Source organism: Citrobacter sp. VF227, assembly GCF_052950715.1.
This window is the reverse complement of sequence record NZ_JBRFVF010000142.1, coordinates 1-630: the sequence shown is the minus strand read 5'-3', so window position 1 is coordinate 630 and position 630 is coordinate 1. Positions and strand designations below refer to the sequence as shown.

The window sequence follows — 630 nt, the reverse complement described above, 5'->3', positions numbered from 1 at the left end:
CGATTTCACGGCAGAACCTTTTGCCAGCAACGGCCTGTTCGCCATGCGCCCGGCCGATCTGCTGCTGCTCGGCACCCAGGACGGCGTGCAGACCCTCACGCGCTGACCGTGACACAGCGGCGCCTCTCGCCACGGGCGACTACGCTTGAATTGCTGCGCCGAGTCCGTCGCAGCAGTTCACAGGAGGTGTCGCCATGTCCGGCAAATTCCAGCTGAAACGCGCCAGCAATGGCCAGTTTCATTTCAATCTGCTGGCCAGCAACGGCCAGGTCGTGTTGTCCAGCGAACAGTACAAGGCCCACGCTTCGGCGCTCAACGGCATCGATTCGGTACGTAAGAATGCCGTGCGCGAAGAGGCGTTCGAGGTCAGGGAGTCGAGCAACGGCAAGCATTACTTCGTGCTCAAGGCCACGAATGGCCAGGTCATCGGTCAGAGCCAGATGTACGCCAGCCTGCACAGCGCCGAGCAGGGCTGCGACTCGGTCCGTCGCCACGCCCCGAACGCCGCCCTGCAGGACGAAAGCGCCTCGCCGGTCGCCTGATCGCTGGTGCCAGGTGATCGGCTGGTCGTCCGATCACCTGGCCGGTTTGCGAAACACGTAGAACAGGTTCGGCTCGCTGACCAGATAA

Annotated in this window: 1 protein-coding gene; it reads left to right on the top strand. The window is 63.0% G+C overall.

Annotated elements, in window-relative coordinates:
- Window positions 1–194 precede the first annotated feature (194 nt).
- Window positions 195–542 carry a YegP family protein gene (locus ACU8YC_RS25525; RefSeq protein WP_014595622.1) on the top strand — a complete coding sequence of 116 codons (348 nt, stop codon included), beginning with the start codon at window positions 195–197 and terminating at the stop codon, window positions 540–542.
- Window positions 543–630 lie beyond the last annotated feature (88 nt).